At 73.7% G+C, this 19,381-nt stretch carries 18 protein-coding genes; 10 read left to right on the top strand and 8 right to left on the bottom strand.

Annotated features, from left to right (window positions below; genetic code table 11):
• The first annotated feature begins 236 nt into the window (after positions 1-236).
• Positions 237-1,271 (top strand): ABC transporter substrate-binding protein, encoded by a 1,035-nt coding sequence (locus ACIQCJ_RS18255; protein ID WP_401853756.1) that lies wholly within the window; start codon positions 237-239, stop codon positions 1,269-1,271.
• A gap of 22 nt (positions 1,272-1,293) precedes the next feature.
• Here the strand turns inward: ACIQCJ_RS18255 and ACIQCJ_RS18250 are convergent, their stop codons facing one another.
• A complete protein-coding gene (locus ACIQCJ_RS18250; protein ID WP_355340924.1) occupies positions 1,294-2,076 on the bottom strand; it encodes a helix-turn-helix transcriptional regulator in 783 nt (260 codons plus the stop codon).
• 150 nt (positions 2,077-2,226) lie between these two features.
• Between ACIQCJ_RS18250 and ACIQCJ_RS18245 the strand changes: the two genes are divergently transcribed.
• Complete coding sequence (locus ACIQCJ_RS18245) at positions 2,227-3,936, top strand: ABC transporter transmembrane domain-containing protein (protein ID WP_402711898.1); 1,710 nt, start codon at positions 2,227-2,229, stop codon at positions 3,934-3,936.
• Positions 3,933-5,768: an ABC transporter ATP-binding protein gene (locus ACIQCJ_RS18240; protein WP_402711897.1), complete on the top strand. Its 1,836-nt coding sequence runs from the start codon at positions 3,933-3,935 to the stop codon at positions 5,766-5,768. The genes ACIQCJ_RS18245 and ACIQCJ_RS18240 overlap by 4 nt, the downstream gene beginning before the upstream one ends.
• A 98-nt stretch (positions 5,769-5,866) precedes the next feature.
• On the opposite strand, the gene ACIQCJ_RS18235 is transcribed toward ACIQCJ_RS18240, so the two are convergent.
• Positions 5,867-6,541, bottom strand: coding sequence for a lytic transglycosylase domain-containing protein (locus ACIQCJ_RS18235; protein ID WP_402712131.1), 675 nt, complete (start codon positions 6,539-6,541; stop codon positions 5,867-5,869).
• Positions 6,542-6,758: 217 nt separating this feature from the next.
• Between ACIQCJ_RS18235 and ACIQCJ_RS18230 the strand changes: the two genes are divergently transcribed.
• Complete coding sequence (locus ACIQCJ_RS18230; RefSeq protein WP_391044947.1) at positions 6,759-7,334, top strand: TerD family protein; 576 nt, start codon at positions 6,759-6,761, stop codon at positions 7,332-7,334.
• A 125-nt stretch (positions 7,335-7,459) separates the two neighbouring features.
• Positions 7,460-7,702 (top strand): hypothetical protein, encoded by a 243-nt coding sequence (locus ACIQCJ_RS18225; protein WP_355340909.1) that lies wholly within the window; start codon positions 7,460-7,462, stop codon positions 7,700-7,702.
• Here ACIQCJ_RS18225 and mgtA read toward each other — a convergent pair.
• From mgtA to ACIQCJ_RS18210, 3 genes are all read right to left on the bottom strand, one after another.
• Positions 7,675-10,464 (bottom strand): magnesium-translocating P-type ATPase, encoded by a 2,790-nt coding sequence (gene mgtA, locus ACIQCJ_RS18220; protein WP_402711896.1) that lies wholly within the window; start codon positions 10,462-10,464, stop codon positions 7,675-7,677. The two genes, ACIQCJ_RS18225 and mgtA, sit on opposite strands and share 28 nt — an antisense overlap.
• Positions 10,448-10,807: a metalloregulator ArsR/SmtB family transcription factor gene (locus ACIQCJ_RS18215; RefSeq protein ID WP_391161906.1), complete on the bottom strand. Its 360-nt coding sequence runs from the start codon at positions 10,805-10,807 to the stop codon at positions 10,448-10,450. Before ACIQCJ_RS18215 ends, mgtA begins: the two co-directional genes overlap by 17 nt.
• A 177-nt stretch (positions 10,808-10,984) precedes the next feature.
• Positions 10,985-11,545 (bottom strand): cysteine hydrolase family protein, encoded by a 561-nt coding sequence (locus ACIQCJ_RS18210; protein ID WP_402711895.1) that lies wholly within the window; start codon positions 11,543-11,545, stop codon positions 10,985-10,987.
• A 77-nt stretch (positions 11,546-11,622) separates the two neighbouring features.
• On the opposite strand from ACIQCJ_RS18210, the gene ACIQCJ_RS18205 reads away from it, so the two are divergent.
• Entirely contained in the window at positions 11,623-12,069 is a 447-nt protein-coding gene (locus ACIQCJ_RS18205) for a MarR family transcriptional regulator (RefSeq protein ID WP_355340900.1), read from the top strand.
• Between the two features lie 287 nt (positions 12,070-12,356).
• A complete protein-coding gene (locus tag ACIQCJ_RS18200) occupies positions 12,357-13,778 on the top strand; it encodes an MFS transporter (protein ID WP_402712130.1) in 1,422 nt (473 codons plus the stop codon).
• 12 nt (positions 13,779-13,790) lie between these two features.
• On the opposite strand, the gene ACIQCJ_RS18195 is transcribed toward ACIQCJ_RS18200, so the two are convergent.
• Positions 13,791-14,840, bottom strand: a complete 1,050-nt coding sequence (locus ACIQCJ_RS18195; protein WP_402711894.1) for an FUSC family protein — start codon at positions 14,838-14,840, stop codon at positions 13,791-13,793.
• A 428-nt stretch (positions 14,841-15,268) separates the two neighbouring features.
• On the opposite strand from ACIQCJ_RS18195, the gene ACIQCJ_RS18190 reads away from it, so the two are divergent.
• On the top strand, positions 15,269-16,147 hold the full coding sequence (locus tag ACIQCJ_RS18190) for a cyclase family protein (protein WP_355340891.1): 879 nt from the start codon (positions 15,269-15,271) through the stop codon (positions 16,145-16,147).
• A 38-nt stretch (positions 16,148-16,185) separates the two neighbouring features.
• Here the strand turns inward: ACIQCJ_RS18190 and ACIQCJ_RS18185 are convergent, their stop codons facing one another.
• Entirely contained in the window at positions 16,186-16,560 is a 375-nt protein-coding gene (locus tag ACIQCJ_RS18185) for a hypothetical protein (RefSeq protein ID WP_402712129.1), read from the bottom strand.
• Between the two features lie 47 nt (positions 16,561-16,607).
• Positions 16,608-17,339: a helix-turn-helix domain-containing protein gene (locus ACIQCJ_RS18180; protein ID WP_355340888.1), complete on the bottom strand. Its 732-nt coding sequence runs from the start codon at positions 17,337-17,339 to the stop codon at positions 16,608-16,610.
• Between the two features lie 52 nt (positions 17,340-17,391).
• On the opposite strand from ACIQCJ_RS18180, the gene ACIQCJ_RS18175 reads away from it, so the two are divergent.
• Both ACIQCJ_RS18175 and ACIQCJ_RS18170 read left to right on the top strand, forming a co-directional pair.
• Positions 17,392-18,096, top strand: a complete 705-nt coding sequence (locus ACIQCJ_RS18175; protein WP_402711893.1) for a DUF2249 domain-containing protein — start codon at positions 17,392-17,394, stop codon at positions 18,094-18,096.
• Positions 18,097-18,370: 274 nt separating this feature from the next.
• The gene (locus ACIQCJ_RS18170; protein WP_402711892.1) at positions 18,371-19,354 is read left to right on the top strand and encodes an ROK family protein; all 984 of its coding nucleotides are present in this window, start codon (positions 18,371-18,373) and stop codon (positions 19,352-19,354) included.
• The last annotated feature ends 27 nt before the right edge of the window (positions 19,355-19,381 follow it).

Genomic DNA, 19,381 nt, shown 5'->3' with positions numbered 1-19,381 from the left:
CGGTCCTGTCCGATCGGGCCGATGCTCCGTGCGGCCGTTCCGTCGTCGCACCGGAGTGCGGAATTCCGTGCCGCGCGGGGGAGTTGGCGAGATCGCGTCCGTACGGCGGCGGGAGCGGCCGGAGGCCGCGGGTGACCTTCTGCCGACACCGACTGGCCGAGGCCAGAATCCACCCCGGAAAGCCGCGCTTAGGGTAACCAAAGTTAGGTAAACCTAAGTTCTGCTCGGAGGTCCTCATGTCGTCCCTGCCGCCCGGCCCCTCCTCGTCGCGCCTCGCGCGTCCGACCCGCCGCACCCTGCTCGGCGCGGGCGCGGCGGGCGCCGCGCTCCTCGGCCTCGCCGCCTGCGGATCCGGCGGATCCGGCTCCTCGGACAGCGCTTCGGCCGGAACCAAGGGCGGCGGCAAGAGCGGCGGAAAGGCGACCCGTACCGTCGACTCCGCCAAGGGCCCGCTGGAGATCCCGGACAAGCCCCAGCGCGTCGTCGCGATCAACGACTTCCCGATGTCCGCGATCTTCGACCTCGGCCTGACCCCCGCGGGCCTGTTCAACGCGGGGGAGGAGTACGTCCCGCAGCGCGACCTGGAGCGCTGGAGAAAGATCCCCAAGGTCTCCAACGGCGTCGGCGGCGCCATCGAGGTGGAGAAGGTCGCAGCCCTGCGCCCCGACCTGATCATCGGCATCGACGTCCAGGCCAACCTGCCGTACAGCCAGCTCAGCGAGCTCGCGCCGACCGTCCTGCTGCCCTTCTCCAAGTCCAAGGCGCCCTGGCGGGACATGTCCGACCAGACGGCGGCGGTCCTCGGCGTACCGACCGCTCTCGACAAGCTCAAGGGCCGCTACGCCCAGCGCGTCGCCGAGATCAAACAGAAGCACGCGGACGTCCTCGGCCGCGTCCACTGGGATCTGCTCCAGGGCGGATTCGACGAGGGCCAGTGGTGGCTGTACGGCGTGGGGTCGCCGATCGGCGGCATCCTCAAGGAGGCGGGCGCGCAGTTCGCCACCGCCACCCAGCGGCTGGCCGAACAGCAGCCCGTCTCCTACGAGTTGATCACCGCCAAGCTCTCCGACGCGGACGCGATCTTCTACTACACGACCAACGACGGGAAGCCCGCCAACCTCGGGCCCAAGCTCTTCGCCCAGAAGTCCTTCAAGCAGCTCGCCGCCGCCAAGGCCCACCACCTCTACGGCAGCGACTACTTCCTGCCCGGCGGCTACGAGGACGCGCTCGGCGTGCTCGACGACTTCGAGAAGGCGCTGACCTCGCTGTGACGGCGCTGCCGCGGGACCGGTCTCAGCGGGGCGAAGCGGAGAAGTACGCGCCCGGTGTGCGGCCGGTCTCCTGGCGGAAGGCCGCGATGAACGAACTGGGCGTGGAGTACCCGACCTGGAGCGCCACCGCCGCCAGCGGCCGGTTGCCCGCCATGTGCTCCAGCCCGGCGCGCAGCCGTGCCCTGGTGCGCCAGCGGCCGAACGACATCCCGGTCTCGGAGCTGAACAGCCGCGCGAGCGTACGGGCGCTGGCCCCGACCTCGCGCCCCCAGTCCTCCAGCGGCCGGTGGTCGGCGGGCAGCGCCAGCAGCGCCTCGGCCACCTTGCGGGCCCGGCCGTCCACCGGCATCGGGAGGTCGATCGTCGTCACCCCCACCGGCCGCAGCAGGTCGAACATCACCGCCTCCGCCCGCGCCCTCGGCTCCGGCTCCAGATCCGGGTCCGCCAGGTGCGTGATCAGCTCGCGCAGCAGCGGCCCCACCGCCACCACCGTCGGCTGCGACCACGCCAGCGGGCAGCTCTCGGGATGCACGTACACACTGCGCATCCGGGCGGTGCGGCTCGCGCTCGTCGTGTGCGGCACCCACGCCGGTATCCACAGCGCCAAGGTCGGCGGCAGCACCCACGAGTGCGCGCCGATGTCCACGGCCAGGACACCGGTCGGCGCCCACACGAGCTGGTGCACGTCGTGCTCGTGCTCGCCGAAGCGCTGGCCGCGCGCCATGTCGAAGTTCACGACGCGCAGCGCCTCGGCGCGGGCGGGCGGCGTCGAACCCTCGGCGACGGCATGGCTGTTCAGCGACATAAGTCAGCAGCGTAGCTCATTTACGACAGCCCGGACCGACCCGTAACCTCGCGGTGGCCGCCGCACGTACCACCGTCCGGCGGCCGTACGCACGACGCACCACCCACCGGCCAAGGTCCCCGCGGGCCTGGAAAGAGCGCACACCTCGCCATGCCCCAGACACCGCCCACCGCCGCCGTCACCCCCGCCGCCGACCCCGGCCCGCTGCGCGCCGCGGCGCTCCACGTACGCGGCAGCCTCACCGCCGCGGTGCTGCTGCGCAGCGGACATCTGGCCGGTGAGGCGCTGGTGCCGGTGGTGGTCGGCGTCGTCATCGACCGGGCGGTGGACGGCGGCTCCGGCCGGGAGCTGGCGGCCTGGCTCGCCGTGCTGGCCGCCGACTTCCTCGCACTGTCGCTGTGCTTCCGCTTCGGCTCCCGCGCCACCGTCGCCGCCGCCGAACGCTCCGCGCACGCCGTCCGCGTACGGCTCACCGACCGGATGCTCGCGCCGGACGGGACGGCCGTACGGGACCGGATGCCCGGCGACCTGATGTCGGTCGCCGTCTCGGACGCGCAGAACGTCGGCAGATTCACCACGTCCGTCGTCCAGGCGATCGCGTGCGTGTTCGCGCTCGTCCTCGGCGCGGCCCTGCTGCTGCGCATGTCCGTCACGCTCGGCCTGCTGGTGCTGCTCGGCACGCCCGCCGTCCTCGTCGCGGTGCATCTGCTCGGCCGACCCCTGGAGCGCCGCGGCGCGGCGGAACAGGCAGCCGCCGCCCGCGCGTCGGGCACCGCGGTCGACTTCGTCGCGGGACTGCGGGTCCTCAAGGGCCTGCGCGCGGAGGGCCCCGCGTACGCCCGCTACGTCGAGGCCAACCGGACCAGCCTGCGCGCCACGATCTCCGCCGCCCGCTTCGAGGCGCTGATGGACGCCGCCGCCGTGCTGCTCGGCGGAGTCCTGGTCACCGCGGTCGCCCTGGTCGGCGGGCGGCTCGCCCTCCAGGGCCGGATCAGCCTCGGCGACCTCATCGCCTGCACCGGCCTGTGCCAGTTCCTGCTCGGGCCGACCCAGGGCCTCATCGCCGTCGGCCCCGACCTCGCCCGCGCCCGCGCCTCCGCAGGACGCGTCACGGCGGTGCTCGACACGGCGGGCGCGCCCGGCGCTCCCGCCGCGGCCAAGGACGCCCCGGAGGCCGACTCCCCTGCGAACCCGCGTGGCGCGCTCGAACTGCGCGCCCTCACCTACGGGCGGCTGCGCGGGGTCGAACTGAGCGTCGCGGCCGGGGAGCACGTGGGGCTGGTCGTGCCGGACCCGGCCGCCGTCGCCGACCTGATGGCGTGCCTGCGCGGACAGGCGGAGCCCGAGAGCGGCGCCGTCCTGCTGGACGGCACGGCGGCCACCGACCTCACCGGGGCCGCGATACGCGAACGCGTCCTCGTCGCACCGCACCACCCGTTCCTCTTCGACGGCACGATCCTCGACAACCTCGGCTCCGGCCCCGAGGGAACCCCTCCCCGGCCCGCCCCCGACGGCCTGCTGCCCGCCGCGGGGGACACCCGCGTCGGCGAGCGCGGCGCCTTCCTCTCCGGCGGCCAGCGCCAACGCGTCGCCCTCGCAAGGGCGTTGGCGGCCGACCCGCCGATCCTCGTGCTCGACGACCCGACCACCGCGATCGACTCGGTCACCGAGGCCAGGATCGCCCGCACGGTCACCGACGAGCGGGCGGGCCGTACGACACTGATCGTGACCACGTCCCCCGCGCTGCTCGCGGCCTGCGCGCGTACCGTCCTGATCACCGAAGGCGCGGTGGTGGCCAGCGCGCGGCACGCCGACCTCACAGCGGCCGAACCGGCCTACCGGGCGGCGGTGTTCGCATGAGCGCGCAGACCGAGCGGACCGGGGAAGCGACCACCGTCGCCGACCTGCTGCCCGTCGCGACCCCGGCGAGAACCGGCCGCGCGGTGCTCGAACTCGTCCGCCCGCAAAGGGCGTTCGCCCTCCTGACCGCCGCGGTCTTCGTCGCCGAGGCACTGGTCGGCCTGGTCGGGCCGCTGGCGCTCGGCCGGATCGTGGACGTGGTGCAGCAGCGGCGCGGCGAGGGACCGGTCTACGTGGCCGCGGGTGTGCTGCTGGCCGCGGTGCTGGCCCAGGCCGTACTGACCGCGATGGGCCTGCGGCTGACCGCGCGGGTCGGCGAGACCGCCCTGGCCCGGCTGCGCGAACGCGTCATCGAGAGCGCCTTCGCCCTGCCTGCGCAGCGCGTCGAACAGGTCGGCGCGGGTGACCTCGCCGCGCGGATCGGCGACGACGCCTCCCTGGTGGCGGGCGCGCTGCGCGGCGTGCTGCCCAGTGTCGCGGGCGCCGCGCTGACCATCGGCTTCACCGTCATCGGACTGACCGCCCTCGACTGGCGGTTCGCCCTGGCGGGGCTGTGCGCCATGCCGATCCAGACAGCCACCATGCGCTGGTACTTGCGCCACTCGGGTCCCCTCTACGCGGCCCAGCGCGTCGCGGGCGGCGAGCGGACCCGGCAGATTCTCGAATCGGTGTCGGGCGTCGAGACCGTACGGGCCTTCCGGCTCACCGAACGGCACACCAAGCGCGTCGCGGACCGCTCGGCCGCCGCGATGGGCTACGCCCTGCGCGCGGTCACCCTGCGCTCGCGCTTCTACGGCCGCCTCAACGCGGCCGAGTTCACCGGCCTCGGGCTGATCCTGTGCACCGGCTACTGGCTGGTGCACACCGGCCACGCGGGCGTCGGCGAGGCCACCGCCGCCGCGCTGCTGTTCGTCCGGCTCTTCGACCCCGTCAACGTGCTGCTGGGGCTCGCGGCGACCGCGCAGGAGGCGGCGGCGGGACTCGCCCGGCTGGTCGGAGCGGCCGACCTCGCACCGGAGTCCGCCGCCGAGCCGGGCGTGACGCCCGTACCCGCGCCGCGGGGGCCCGCCGCCGACGCCGCACAGGGCCCGGCGTATCTCCTCGACGCGCGGGACATCCACCACGCCTACCTGCCGGGACGGCCCGTGCTGCACGGCGTCTCGCTGCGGCTGGCCCCCGGCGAGCAGGTGACGCTGGTCGGCACGACCGGCGCGGGCAAGAGCACCCTGGCGAGGATCGTCGCGGGCGTCCATCCGCCGACGTCGGGTCACGTGTCGGTCGGGGCCACCGGGCGGGCGGGGCGGCCCGCCGTGCTGCTGCTCGACCAGGACACCCACGTCTTCGCCGGTACGGTCGCCGACAATCTGCTGCTGGCCCGGCCGGACGCGGACGAGGCGGCGCTCACAGCGGCTCTCGACGTGGCGGGCGCCCTGGCGTGGGTCCGCGCGCTGCCCCAGGAGACGGCGACGCGGGTCGGGTCGGGCGGCATGGCGCTCACCGCCGTGCAGTCCCAGCAACTGGCGCTGGCCCGGCTGGCGTTGGCCGATCCGCCGATCGCCGTGCTGGACGAGTCGGCGGCCGAGGCGGGCAGCGAGGGCGCCCGCACGCTGGAGGCCGCCGCGCGCGAAGTGCTCGCCGGACGCACGGCGTTGGTGGTGGCGCACCGGCTCACGCAGGCCGCCAGCGCGGACCGGGTCGTGGTGATGGACGACGGCCGCATCGTCGAGGAGGGCCCGCACGACGAACTGGTCGCCGCGGGCGGCCGGTACGCCGAGCTGTGGTCGGCCTGGTCGTCGCGGGCGACCGCGCCCGCCACGCCTCCGGTGTCCTGAGCCGCGACACCCGGAGTCCGGCACAAGGCATGAGGCACCAGCCATGAGGCATCAGCCATCAGGCATGAGGCATCGGGCACTCGGCGTCCGCCGCGCGGTCAGCCGGAGCCGCGCACGTCCCGTCCCGCGGCGGCCCAGTTCGAGGTCAACTGGTCGAGATAGGACTGGGCTTGTGACCCGGGAGTGACGCCTCGGGCGAAGGCCAGCATGTTGCCCGCGCCGGTGTTGTAGCCGAGCGCGATCAGCTGATTCACCGTCAGTGAGGTGGAGCGGTGGGCGGGGAGCTGGGCGGCCAGGTCGTGCAGATACCAGGCCGCCGACTCGATGGCCAAGCCGGTGTCGTCGGGCAGCTCGTCCCAGTCGCGGCCGGCGAAGTCGCGGCCCCGCCTGGTCTCGTCGAAGGTGGCCTTGTGCATGTTCGCGATCCCGAAGGCGGCGTCCGGCTTGAGCTTCTGCCAGGCCCGTTGGAAGGCCGGGTCGTGCGGCTTGTAGTCCTCGTTGTAGAGGATCGCCATCAGCACCTGCGGGTCGATCCCGGCGCGGGCCGCGTACCGCTTGACCTGCGGCGCGTACTGCCCGAGACCGTCGCTCGCGGAGGCCGAGGGTTCGGCGGACGTGCTCGGCGCGCTGCTGCTCGGCCGGGCGGAGCCGCCGGCCGCCGACCGGTCGGCGGCGTCGGGACTGTGCCCACGGCCGCCCGCGGCCCATCCGGCGACCACCAGGGTCGCCAGGACGACCCAGGGCCACCGCTTCCGGGGCTTGTCCACCGCCACTGTCCCGCCGCCTTCCGTCACCGCACGGTGCCACCGTACGGACTCGCCCCGCGACACGCGCGTCCGCCGCGTCGCGAGGGGGTACCGACCTCCGCCGCAGGTCCGGGCCTGGACCTGTGAGCACTTCAAAGATTGCGCAATCAAGGAACCGCGTCGCGCGGATCCTCGTTCTTCTCAGTAGAGGACGCGAAAACAAGCGGGAAGGTGGAGAGGGCTCGTGGGTGTGACTCTGTCCAAGGGCGGCAATGTCTCTCTCAGCAAGGAAGCCCCCGGACTGACGGCCGTCACGGTCGGCCTGGGGTGGGACGTACGGACCACGACGGGTTCCGACTACGACCTGGACGCGTCCGCGCTGCTGTGCGACGCGGGCGGGAAGGTGCTGAGCGACCGGCACTTCGTGTTCTTCAACAATCTGGAGAGCCCGGACGGCTCCGTCACGCACAGCGGCGACAATCTGACCGGCGGCGGTGACGGGGACGACGAGCAGATCAGGGTGAGCCTCGCGACGGTCCCGCTCCAGGTCGACAAGGTGGTCTTTCCCGTGTCGATCTACGAGGCCGAGAAGCGCGGCCAGAGCTTCGGCCAGGTCCGCAACGCGTTCATCCGTATCGTCAATCAGGCCGACGGGCGCGAGCTCGCCCGCTACGACCTGACCGAGGACGCCTCCACCGAGACGGCGATGGTCTTCGGCGAGCTGTACCGCAACGGCGCGGAGTGGAAATTCCGCGCCATCGGCCAGGGGTACGCCTCCGGTCTCGCGGGCATCGCCACCGACTTCGGCGTCAACGTCTGAGGTCCACCGAGCCGGGGCCGCCCCTTCCACCCCCCCTGGGGGCGGTCCCACCCCCCGTCGCCTGAATCCCGCCACGTCCGCACCCGCAACAGTTCCCCAATTGCGTAATCGATAAAGTGTCGCGCATGGAGAGAGCAGGGAACGGCGCCGACGGCTGGGAAGCCGCGGTCCTTGACGGCGGTCCGGCGGACGGCGTGCGGATACGGGTGGCCGGACGGCCGCGAGTGGTGCAGGTGAGCTGTCCGTGCCCCCTCGACGACGAAGCGGGCACGACGGGCGTACGGGTGGACGCGCTGCACATCTATCGACGCACGTCCCGCGCCGGGGACACCCCTTTGCGCTACGGCTTCGACGCCGCCAGTCCCTGACGGGCGGCGGTCCGCGCCTCGTACCGCGTCTTCGCCATCACTAGCGCCGTCCCGTACGACATGAGGACCGCGGCGAGCAGCGCGTAATAGAAGAGCGGGAGCGCGGTGAAGCCGAGGGCGGGGGCGAGGGGGGAGAGGGGGACGAGGATGCCGATGGCCGCCAGCGCGCTGGTGGTCAGCCGGATCGGGCCGGGCGCGCGGCCCTCCGCGGCGGTGCGGCCGGTGCGCAGCAGCAGCATCACCAGGGCCTGCGTGAGTAGATTCTCGGTGAACCAGCCCGACTGGAAAGCCTCTTGGCTGGCGCTGGTGCCGAATCCCCTGATGGACAGGGCGAGGATGCCGAAGGTCGCCATGTCGGCGATGGCGTTGAGGATGCCGAAACCGGTGACGAAGCGCAGGATGGCGCGGGGTTCGAGGGCCGAGGGCCGCGCCATGTCGGCGGCCGGCGGCCGGTCGTAGGCGAAGGCGAGCTGCGCGCCGTCGAAGCAGAGATTCTGCACGAGGACCTGCATCGGCAGCATCGGCAGGAAGGGCAGCAGCAGCCCGGCGGTGAGCATCGCGATGACGTTGCCCAGATTCGAGGACAGCGCGATCCGCAGATAGGTGGCGATGTTGCCGCTGCTGCGGCGCCCGGCGACGATCGCGTGGCAGATCGCGGTGAGGTCCTTCGCCGCGAGCACCACGTCGGCCGCCTCGCGCGCCACGGCGGTGGCGTCACGCGGGCTGATCCCCACGTCGGCGGCGTGCAGCGCGGGCAGGTCGTTGACACCGTCGCCGAGGAAACCGGTGACGTGGCCGCCCGCGCGCAGCGCCCGCACCACGCGGGCCTTGTGTGCGGGGGTGCAGCGGGCGAAGACCGTGGTGGTCTCGGCGAGTTCGGCCAGAGCGTCGTCGTCAAGGCCGTCGATCGTGTCGCCGGTGACCACCAGGCCGGGGTCGAGTCCGATCTCGTCGCAGGCCCGCGCGGCGGTGCCCGGATGGTCGCCGGTGAGCACCTTCACGGTGACACCGCGCCCGCTGAGCGCCGTCAGGGCGTCGGCCGCGGTGTCCGCCGCCGCGTCCCGCAGCCCGACGACGCCCAGGAACGTCAGCCCGTACTCGTCCGACGCCGTGACGGACGAGGCGCCGGACTTCGCGGGCCGCTCCGCCGCGGCCACGGCGAGCACCCGCAGACCTCCCTCGGCCCGCTGCGCGCACATGGACAGCAGCCGCGCGCGGGCCTCGTCGTCCAGGTCGGTGTCCCGGCCGTCCACGCGCTGCCGCACGCACCGGGCGATCACCGCCTCCGCCGCGCCCTTCACGACCAGCGCGTGCGTGCCGGGACTGCCCGGTGTCCGAAGCACCACCGTGGCCAGGCGGCGTACGGGATCGAAGGGGAGCGCCGCCACCGCGTCGTGGTCGAGGTCGTCGCCGCGCTCCTCCGCCGCGTCCAGCAGCGCCTCGTCGAGCGCGTCGGGCGAGGGCAGCTCGGCGAGTTGGAGGGTCCACAGACTGTTGACGGCCGCCCAGTGCAGGACGTCGGGACTGTCGTGCCCCTCGCCGTCGACATGGCAGGCGACGACGGGCCGGTCCTGGGTCAGGGTGCCCGTCTTGTCCGTGCACAGGACGTCCATCGCGCCCAGGTCGTGCAGCGCGGGCAGCCGCTTGACGATCACGTCGCTGCCACGGGCGAGCAGGGACGCCCCCCTGGCCAGCGTCGTGGTCACCACGACCGGCAGCATCTCCGGCGTCAGGCCGACCGCCACCGCGACCGCGAACGGCAGCGTCTCCAGACCGCGCCCGCGCAGACCCGCGTCGGCCATGAGCACCAGCGGCGGCGTCAGCAGCATGAACCGGATGAGCGACCAGGAGATGCCGTGCACGGAACGGTCGAAGGCGCTCTCCCGCCGCCGCGTCGACGTACCGCGAAAGCCCCGCGCGAACCGGGTGTGCTCGCCGGTCGCCATCACGACCCCCGTCGCGCTGCCCGAGGCGACGCTGCTGCCCTGGAGGCACAGGTGCGGCGCCTCCTGCGCGGACGACGAACCGTGCCGGTGCCGGCGGTCGCCGGACGCCCCGTCCCCCGGCTCCTCGTCGGAGGCGGGCGACGCGTCGCCCGTCGGGGCGGGACTCTCCACCGGATACTTGGCGACGGGCGCGGACTCCCCGGTCAGCGCGGCCTGGTGCACGGTGAGCCCGGTGGCGCGCAGCAGCCGCAGATCGGCCGGGACCAGATCCCCCGGGCCGAGCAGGACGACATCCCCGGGCACCAGTTGGTCGACGGGGATCTCGCGGGTCTCCGGCGCGCTGTTCGCATCCGCTCGACGGCGTACGGTCGCGGTCGCGGCGACCAGTTCCCGCAGCGCCGACGCCGACTGGTCGGCGCGGTACTCGCCGCTGGAGCGCAGCACGCAGCTGACCGTGACCAGCGCCATGATCACGCACGCGGTGTTCCAGGCGGCGACGGCGGCCGACACCAGGGCGAGGCAGAACAGCACGGTGGTGAAGGGATCGCGCAGGCTGCGCAGGAAGCGGCGCGGCCAGGAGACGGAGCGCAGCGCGGGAAGGACGTTCTCGCCGTACCGGGCGAGCCGGTCGTCGGCCTGCGACTCCAGCAGCCCGCGCGGACCGCTGCCGACCACGCGCAGGAACTCCAGCGTGGGCAGATCCGCCGTGTCGGGGGCGGTGAGGTGACCGGGCGGCGCGCCCTGCTCCAGGCCGTCGACCGGCTCGGGCGCCGCCCAGGCGGTGGGACGTGGTCCGCTGTCAGGCGCCCAGGTCACGGACGCGCCCAGGCGTTGTCGTGTACCCACCGCGTTCCGCGAGCTGCCGCAGCATCCACCGCACCATGGTCTCCACGTCCGGGTCGTCCACCAGGTACACCACGTGCCGTCCCTCACGGCGCGACCGCACCAGGCCGGCGAGCTTGAGCTTCGTCAGGTGCTGGCTGACCGCGGGCAGCGCGCCGCCGACCCGCTCGGCGAGCGCGGTCACATCGCTCTCGCCCTGCATCAGCGTCCACACCAGGTGCAGCCGCGCGGGCGAGGCCAGCAGGCCGAAGGCCGCGGCGGCCTGTGTCAGCACCTCAGCGGGCAACTCCTCGAAGTCGCCCCCGCCCCTCGCCACCACCGCTCTCCCTCCGGACCGCGCCTGCGCGCCGACCGCGCGAGCGCTCAGTCTAGAGCGTGTCCGCGAACGCCGGACCTCTCCCGTGACCTGCGCTTCACGGGCGCCGGACACCGACCCTCCGGCGCGGCCGGGCACCGGCGCGTGAGGCCGCGGGGTAGGGCAACAGCCGTCGGCTCAGAGGGACGTGACCCACTCGTCGGTGGTCATGACCTGGGCCTGCTTGGGGAAGACCTTCTCGATGAGGATGCGGTGGACGTCGGGCTCGTTGTCGGCGCAGGCGTCGGACAGGACGGTCAGGCGGTAGTCGAGGTCGGCCGCCTGGCGGATGGTGGACAGGATGACGCCGCTGGTGGACAGGCCGGTGAGGACGAGCGAGTCCGCGCCGGTGCCGCGCAGCAGGACCTCCAGGTCGCTGCCGGTGAAAGCGCTGACCCGGCGCTTGACGGCCACCGGCTCGTCGGCGCGCGGGGCGAGCGCGTCGACCACCTGGGTGGCCGGGTTGTCCTGGGTGAAGGCGTCCCCTGCCTGGCTGAGGGCGCTGAAGGAGAGGTTCGAGGCGGCGGTCTCCGGATAGCCGGGCCGGAAGGCGACCCGTACGAAGATCACCGGAATCTCGGCGGCGCGGGCGGCCTCGACCGCGCGGGCCGCCGCGGCCACGACGGAGTCGTCGGCGATGCGCTGCACGATGCCGTTCTGGAAGTCCATGACCAGCAGGGCGGTACGGGATGCGGACATGAGGGGCGGGTCCTCTCGGCGGAGAAAGTAGACAGTCTTAACTGAACAGTGAGAATTAAACAGTGTAGACTGACGATATGCAAAGTGAAGCGAAGCCGGTCGCTCCCGGCATGCTCCAGGCGTCCCTGGACGTCCGCGTGGTGGTGGGCAGACTGCGCCGCCGCATCCTCCAGGTGACGGACGGGGAGGATCTGACCCCGTCGCAGTCGTCCGTGCTCATGCGCGTCAGCCGGGGCGACGCCGTCACCGCCGCCGCGCTGGCCGACGCCGAGCACGTACGGCAGCAGTCCATGGCCGCGACGCTGTCCTCACTCGAGCGGCTGGGACTGATCCACCGCACCCCCGACCCCGCCGACGGCCGCCGCCAGATCGTCGAGCTGACCCCGGCGGGCCGCGAGCGCGCGGAGGGCGCTCGGCAGGCGGGCGTGGAGTGGCTGGCGCGCGCCTTGGAGGAGCAGTACGACGACGCGGAGCGGCACACGATCAGTGAGGCGATGCGCCTGTTGGGCAGGCTGACGAACTGATGGCCGCGATACCGCAGGGACAGCCCGGGCAGTCGGGGCCGTCCGGGCCGTCTGAGCAGCCCGAGGCGTCCGCCGTGGCCGCCGTACGAACGGAGCAGGCCGCCGTACGGCCGGAACGGACCGCCGCGTCGGGTGCGCCAGCCGCCGTACAACCTGCCGTACAACCCGCCGCGCAGGACGCCGGACCGGCCGCTCCAGGCCGGCCCGAGCGGCCCCAGCGGTCCGAGCGGTCCGAACCCTCCTCCGCACCGGCCGAGGGCGCCTTCGACCGGCGGCTGCTCGCGCCGATGATGATCGGCTCGATCCTCAACCCCATCAACTCCTCCATCATCGCCGTCGCCCTGGCGCCGATCGGCGCCGCCCTAGGCGCCGACGCCGCCCGGACGGCCTGGCTCATCTCCGCGCTCTACCTGGCCACCTCCATCGGGCAACCGCTCGTCGGACGGCTGGTCGACACGTACGGCCCCAAGCGGCTGTTCCTCGCCGGGGCCGCGCTGACCGGCGTCGCCGGGGTGATCGGCACCCTCGCCCCGAACCTCACCGTCCTCGTCGCCGCCCGCGTCGTCCTCGGCTTCGGCACCTGCGCCGGTTATCCGGCCGCCATGTACCTGATCCGCAGCGAGGCCGAACGCACCGGGATGAAGAGCCCGGCGGGCGTGCTCACCACGCTCGCCGTGACCGGCCAGACCGTCGCCGTCATCGGCCCGACCCTCGGCGGCCTGCTCATCGGACTCGGCGGCTGGCGGAGCACCTTCGCCATCAACATCCCGCTCGCGATCGCCTGCCTCGTCCTCGGTTGGATCTACCTGCCGGGCAGGACCGCGATCGCGCCGTCGGGCGCCGCCGACGGCGCCCCGCTCCCCGACGGTGGGCCGCTCCCAGTCGGCGCCCCGCTCCCCGACGGCGGGCCGCGTCCGCGCAATCGCCTCGACTGGGCGGGCGTCCTGCTCTTCGCCGCCACCCTCGTGTCGCTGCTGCTGTTCCTCATGGACGCCCGCACCGACCGGGCCTGGCTCATCGCGCTCACCCTGCTCGCGGGCACCGGCTTCGCCCTGCGCGAGCGGCGCGCCGCCGACCCGTTCATCGACGTCGGCGTCTTCGCGGGCAACATCCCGCTGCTGGCGACCTACGCCCGCACCTTCGTCGCGTACACCGTCTCGTACTCCTTCATCTACGGCTTCACGCAGTGGCTGGAGGACGGCAGGGGGCTGAGCGCCTCCGCGGCCGGGCTGCTTCTGCTGCCCACCTTCGCGGTCGGCATCGTCGTGTCCACCCTCACCGGGCGCAAGGCCGTCGTGCGCGGCAAGCTGGTCGTCGGCGCCGTGGCCCAACTCGTCGCCTGCGCCATGCTGTTGGCCGTGGGCGACCACGCCGCGGTGTGGCTGCTGGTCGCGGTCGCCGTCGTCCTCGGACTGCCGCAGGGCCTGGTCAGCCTCGCCAACCAGAACGCGCTCTACTTCCAGGCCGACCCCGCGCGCATGGGCGCGTCGTCCGGGCTGCTGCGGACGTTCATGTATCTGGGCGCCATGGTCGCCTCCTCCGCGACCGGCGCCTTCTTCGGCCGCCGCGCGACCACCTCGGGACTGCACGGCCTCGCCCTGTTCATGCTCGCCGCCGCGGCCGTCTTCCTCGTCCTCACCCTCGTCGACCGCTCGCTCGGCCGGATCGCCGCGCCGCAGGAGACGAAGCAGGCCGCGCCCGCGCGGTGAGGGGCACGGTGGTCAGCCGCGTCCCGTCGCCCCCAGCAGGCGCGACACCGCCGGCAGCCGCAGAATCCTCGGCAGGAGCAGGCCGAAGAGATACGCGAGGGCCACGCCCGCGATCGTGGCCCACAGGCGCTCGTCGGCCCGGGCACGGGCCTGGTCGGGCTCCGCGTGCAGCAGCAGGAGCAGCACGAGGACCGTCGAGTACGCGGGGGTCAGATACCAGCGGCTGCCCTGGGTCGCCGCGGCGAGCGCGAGCGTGGCCGCGGCGGTCACCGCGTACGCCCAGTCCGGCGCGTCGTTACGGAGCAGCAGGAGCGCGACCGCGCCACCGGCCAGCACCGACAGCACCCGGCCGAAGGACCGCAGCCGTTGCATCTGGGGTCGCGGACGCATGACCATCAGCGCGGCCACCACCGGCCAGCCCGGATGCGTCGGCGCCAGCGCCAGACCGCAGCCCGCCGCGGCGGCCCCGGCCGCGCCGAGCCGCAGACCGTACATCCTGGCCTGCTCGGCGGAGTGCGGCGGGTCCGGCGGCCCGGGGGGCGGCGCGGTCGACGGCCACAGCAGCGACACCAGCCAGGCGTACGCGGAGCCCGCGACGATCAGCCCGGTGATGCCGAGCGCCTGGGACACGTCGTCGTAGCTCAGCCCTGCGCCCACCATGGGCAGGCTGAGCGCGAGCAGCACCATCCCTGCGGGGCGCCGTGCGGCGACGACGGCGGACGCGTATGCCAGCAGGAACACGCCGGGCACCGCGACCCACCGCACCTGCACCAGCAGCGACCCCAGCACCATCGGCAGGCCGGTGCACAGGCCGACCACGACGGTCATGAACCGGGCCCGCCGCCGGGCGGGCATGCGCATGACGGCGGCGGGGAGCACGCCCACCGCCAGCGCCATGCCCGCGCCCGGATCGTGCAGCGCCACCGCGGCGCCCGGCAGCGCGTACAGCAGACCGCGCGCGAAGCCGGGCCACGCCCAGGCGACCCGCGGCGGCGACCCGGCGGCCGGTGTCGCGGTGTCCTCCTCGCTCACGGCCGGTGTCGCGGTGTCCTCCCCGCTCACGACCGGTGTACGTCCGCTGGTACGGAGCGGGCGGGCGACGGGTGCAGGGACCGCATGTGCGCAAACCTCCGGTACGGAGCCCCCGCCCGGCGCGGCGCCCTGAACTTCCCACCCTTCGCCGTAACACCCGGCCGCGCACGTCACGGCACGCATCGGGGTGACGGTATGTCACGGGACCCGCCGCCCGTTCCCGCCGTCGGGCGGGTGCGCGGGCCGCGCGGAGGCGGGTGGCGTCCCGGCTGGAACGGCTGCGTCGAGCGTCACGATCCCCGCCGCTGCCGCCCCGTCCGTCCGATCCCGGATGTGGCAGGTGTGAAAAGGGTGTCGACCGTATGCTGTTGACCGCTGGTGGTGCGCCGGCCGGGGCGAACAAGGGCAGTTCGGCGCATCGCGCGGCTCCCGCACATCGCAAGAGGGGAAGCGCTCACGTGACCGATCCGACCGAGCAGGAACTTCCGGACAACTGGGGCCGCTGGGGTTCCGACGACGAACTCGGCACGCTCAATCTGATCACCGACGCCGTACGCGCACAGGCCGCCGCCGAGGTGCGGACCGGCCGGTGGGTGTCGCTGGCGCAGCCGATCACGCCGACCCCCATCGTCAGCAGCCCGTTCGCGCCGACGACGGTGGACGTCTCCCCGGTCCAGCAGATGATGTCCTACACCGGCGTTCCCGTGGCGGCCGATCTGACGCTGACGCAGAACCACCACGCGGGCTCGACCCACATCGACGCGCTGGCGCACTGGTCGACCGACGGTCAGGTCTACCCCGGACGCCCGAGGGACCAGGTCGTGACCGCCGCGGGCGTGACCTTCGCTTCGACGGGGGCCTTCGCCGCGGGCATCGTCACACGCGGGGTGCTGCTCGACCTGGCCGTGGACGGCCCGCTCGCGCCCGGTCGCGCGGTGACCTCCCACGACCTGGAGGAGGCCGAGAAGCGGCAGAACGTCGAGGTGCGCTCGGGCGACGCCCTCGCGATCCGGCTCGGCTGGCCCGCCACGCCCGTCCCCGGCACACCGACACCGGGCATCAGCCTCGACGCGGTGCGCTGGATGCACCACCGCCAGGTCGCCGTCTACACCGGTGACCGGGGCGACGCCTTCCCACCGCTCGATCCGAACGCGCCGTCGCCGCTGCACGGCGTGGCACTCGGCCGGATGGCCATGCCCCTGATCGACGCCTCACAGCTCGACGATCTCGCCGCGCTGTGCGCGGAGTTGGGGCGCTACAGCTTCCTGCTCTCCGTCGCGCCGCCGCGTATCCACGGCATGACCGGCGTCCCGGTCAACCCGATCGCCCTCTTCTGATCGGCCGGTTCCGCACCGTGGGGACCGGCTCGCGGGCGTCAACCGGCCAGCAGCAGGGCGCCTGCCGTGATCAGGGCCGCGACCTTGGCGGCTTCCAGGCCGATGTAGGCGTAGTGGGCGTGGGAGCGCGGCGGGTCCTGCCCGGCCAGGACCGCGTTCGAACGGCGGGTCAGGCGGGGCCGTACCACGGCCAGTTGGAGGACGAGCAGAGCCACGGCGGCGGTCAGCGCGACCGTCGCGCGGGCGGAAAGGGGTCCGCTGGCCGCGACGGTCAGCAGGGTCACCGCGAAGACCCCTTCGACGGAGTTGAGCGCGCGGAACACCAGGCGGCCGATGCCGAGACTGATACGGACGGTGACGTCCGGGGCGCGGAACTTCAGCGGCGCCTCCAGGAAGGAGATGGCGAGGACCATCCCGAGCCAGGTGAACACCAGGGCCACCGAGGCCGCCGCCGAAGCGCTCAACGCCCCTTCCCTTCCACGGGGCGTGCCGCCCGGCCGAGGTGGACCACGCACAGGTCGGGTTCCACGAACGGCTCCAGCCGCTCGGCGGTCAGCGGCGCCTCCATCGCGGCCAACGCGCCCTGGATCAGGCCCAGATGGATCGGGCAGACGATCTTCGACCGCTCCTGCGCCAGGTCGAGGAAGGGGCAGTGCCGCAAGCCGATCCGGTCGACGGCGCCGCGCGGCGGGCGCTCCGGGGCGAAGCCGAGGTCGTCGAGCAGGCGGATGAGACCTTCGACCGCGCGCGCCTCGGTGACCGTCGTGCGCGCCTCGGTGACCGTGCCCGACGGGGCCGTTGCGTCCGGTGCCTCGGTCAACTCCCCGCCCCAGGCGCGCCCGGCCGCGACCGCCGCCTGCGTGGGACGGGGCCTGTGCGACAGCTCCTCGACGAGGATCGACGCGAGCAGCCGGTAATTGCGCGGTCCCGTCCGGTCCATGCCAGGGGCGGCGCGGAACAGCAGCGGCGGCCTTCCGGGCCCGGTGCGCGCGGCCGCGACCTGCTCCGCCTGCCCGTGCCCCACCAATGTGTCGAGGTGGAACCGGGCCGTGTTCGGGTGCACTTCGAGGCGGCGGGCGATGTCGGCGATGCTCAGCGGCGCCGCCGATCGCCGGAGCAGGTCGAGGACGTCCCGCCGACGGCCGGCGAGCGCGTCGGTCACGGCGTCCGTGGGATCGGAGGGAGGCGTCATGCGCTAGAGTTTACACAATCGCCACTTGTAGAAATAGAGGGAGGCGCGGCCCGTGCCAGGACCCGAGCTCGACGTACGTCCGCTGCCCAAGCCCGGCAGGCACCCCGCCGTCTTCGCCGCGTACGACGCCCTCGCAGTAGGGGATTCGCTGGTCCTGGTCAACGACCACGACCCCCGCCACCTGCGCGAGGAGTTCGACACGGAGCACCCGGGCGGCCACGACTGGCAGTACGAGGACAAGGCGCCGGGGGAGTGGCGGATCCGCATCCGCAAACTCGCGTCGACCTCGCTGCCCCGCGTCCTGACCGGCGCGCGGCGACCGGACTCCCCGGCAGCCTCGGACTCCCCGGTGGTTTCGGACTCCGCGGTGGTTTCGGCGGCCCCGGCCTTCCCGGATGCCGCGGACGGGCCGGGCGCCCCGGCCGTCGCATCGCCGGGCGTGCCCGACGCCTCCGGCGCGGTGTGGAAACTGCGCATGCGTGACCGCGACTTGGACTCCAACATCATCCAACTCCCGCCGCACGCGGGCATCGCGCCGCACCTCGGCCCCGACCTCGACGTGCTCGTCCACATCCTCGACGGCGGCGGCCGCCTCACCACCGAACTCGACCAAGTCCCCCTCGTCCCCGGCGATTTGGTGTGGCTCCCGCGCCGCTCGCTACGCGCGTTCACCGCAGGTCCGCACGGGCTGCGCTACCTGACCGTCCATCAGCGCCGCCAGGCCCTCGTCCTCGCGCCGCCGAGCCCTCGCGTCTGAGGGACCCCGTGTGAGCGGCCGCATGGCGCGCGGCCGGCGGTGATTCCCGCTGCCGACGAGGTCTGCCCGGACCGGGCGGTGCGGAGGACACCGGGCGCGGACCGGACCGCGACAGGAGGGCAGCGGGCACGGCATGGCGTGTCGTCGTCCATAAAACGCTGTAGTAGCATGCTGGTCCGAGATCGACTCCTTTGCGCTGACGCACGCCTAAATGGGGCCAGTTCCCACGGCCGGCCCGTCTCCCGTCTCTCTGCCGTGAACGGAGATCCACCCCATGGCCACTGATGCCGCGCAGCCGTCCTTGCTCCTGCCCGAGGTCGGAGGGCGGCTGCTGGCCGCCCTGGACATCGGCGGGACGAAGATCGCCGGAGCGCTGGTGGACGCCGAGGGCCGCGTACGCCACCGGGCCCGGCGTCCGACGCCCGCGGGCGCCGACTCGGCGGTTCTCGGCGCCGTCCTCGAAGTGCTGGCCGAGCTGTCGGCACATCAGGACTGGCGCGCGGTCACGGCGTTGGGCATCGGCAGCGCGGGTCCCGTCGACATCGCGGCGGGCACGGTGAGCCCGGTGAACATCCCCGCCTGGCGCGGCTTCCCGATCGTCGAGCGCGTACGGGCGCACCCCGCCGTGGCGGGAAAGCCGGTGGTGCTGTGCGGCGACGCCGTGGCGATGACGGCGGCGGAGCACTGGATCGGCGCCGCGCGCGGATACCGGAACGCGCTGTGCATGGTGGTCTCGACCGGCGTCGGCGCCGGACTCATCCTTGACAACGCTGTCCGCAGCGGGCCGACCGGCAACGCCGGGCATCTGGGGCACATCACCGTCGACCTGCTCGGCGAGCCGTGCGTCTGCGGATCGCGGGGCTGCGTCGAGCAGTTGGCGAGCGGCACGTCCATCACGCGCCGCGCGCTGGAGCAGGGCTGGCGACCCGAGGAGGGTCCGGCCGACGCGGCGGCGGTGGCCGTCGGCGCCCGGCGGGGCCACCCGGTCGCGCTGGCGGCCTTCGACTCCGCCGCGCGGGCCCTGGCCGCGGGCATCGCGGCGGTCGCCACCCTGGTGGAGATCGAGGCCGCCGTCATCGGCGGGGGCGTCGCCGAGGCCGCCGACGTGCTGTTCCCGCCGCTGCGCCGCCACTTGGAGTCGTACGCCGCGCTGCCGTTCGCGGCCGGAGTGCTCGTGGAGCGGGCCGCGCTGCGGGGGGACGCCGGACTGGTCGGTGCGGCGGCCATCGCGGGAGCGGCCACGGCCGGAGCGCGCTGAGCCACGGGCCCGCGTCGCGGCGTACGG

Origin of the sequence: Streptomyces sp. NPDC093221 (genome assembly GCF_044753885.1) — a bacterium.
Taxonomy (GTDB): Bacteria; Actinomycetota; Actinomycetes; order Streptomycetales; family Streptomycetaceae; genus Actinacidiphila.
Note: the sequence above shows the minus strand (reverse complement) of the source record. Positions and strands in the feature narration are given on the sequence as shown.